Source organism: Alcanivorax sp. HI0044 (genome assembly GCF_001634945.1).
In genome coordinates this window covers 1-1029 of record NZ_LWEZ01000229.1, presented here as the reverse complement: position 1 = coordinate 1029, position 1029 = coordinate 1, and the positions used below count along the sequence as shown (strand labels likewise).

Below are 1029 nucleotides of genomic sequence, written 5' to 3'. Positions count from 1 at the left end.
GCTGCAGTGGACAAGTATGGCATCACCGATGATGTCAGCTATATCTCCACCGGCGGTGGTGCCTTCCTGGAGTTCGTGGAAGGCAAAGTACTGCCAGCGGTGGCCATGCTCGAGGCACGGGCGAAGGATTGATTAAACGCCTGATGCCGGACGCCAGATGCCTGACGCTAAAACCCACAGGCGTCAAGCGTCAGGCCTTTGGCGTCAGGCTGTAATGGACGAAGTATAGGCGGTGCGGCGCACCGCAAACGGATTAACGAAGGGGAAAAATCATGGCACTAGTAAGCATGCGACAGCTGCTGGATCACGCTGCCGAGTTCGGCTACGGCGTACCGGCTTATAACGTGAACAACGTGGAACAGATGCGCGCCATCATGGAAGCCGCGGACAAAACGAATTCCCCGGTCATCGTGCAGGCATCTGCTGGTGCGCGTAAATATGCCGGTGCGCCTTTCCTGCGTCATCTGATCCTGGCGGCCACCGAAGAGTTTCCGCACATTCCCGTGGTGATGCATCAGGATCATGGCACCAGCCCGTCTGTGTGCCAGCGTTCCATCCAGCTGGGGTTCTCTTCGGTAATGATGGACGGTTCACTGGGTGAAGACGGCAAGACCCCCACCGATTACGACTACAACGTGGATGTGACCCGTCGCACCGTGGACATGGCCCACGCCTGTGGTGTCTCGGTGGAAGGCGAGCTGGGTTGCCTGGGGTCGCTGGAAACCGGTGAAGCCGGCGAAGAAGATGGCATCGGTGCGGAAGGCAAGCTGACTCATGAACAGATGCTCACCGACCCGGAAGAAGCGGCGGACTTCGTAAAGAAAACCAAAGTGGATGCACTGGCGATTGCCATCGGCACCAGCCATGGTGCGTACAAGTTCACTCGTCCGCCCACCGGCGACATCCTCGCCATTGAGCAGATCAAGGCGATTCACCAGCGCATTCCGGATACCCACCTGGTCATGCACGGCTCCTCTTCAGTGCCGCAGGACTGGCTGGCCATCATCAATGAATTCGGTGGTGAAATCC

The 1029-nt window shown here is 58.3% G+C and carries 2 protein-coding genes; both read left to right on the top strand.

Annotation, left to right across the window (positions count from 1 at the left end):
* A partial coding sequence (gene pgk / locus A3730_RS29390) for a phosphoglycerate kinase (RefSeq protein WP_082872235.1) occupies positions 1-132 on the top strand: 132 nt, incomplete at its 5' end.
* Positions 133-272: 140 nt separating this feature from the next.
* The coding region (locus A3730_RS02970) for a ketose-bisphosphate aldolase (protein ID WP_063537445.1) at positions 273-1029 on the top strand (757 nt) is incomplete at its 3' end.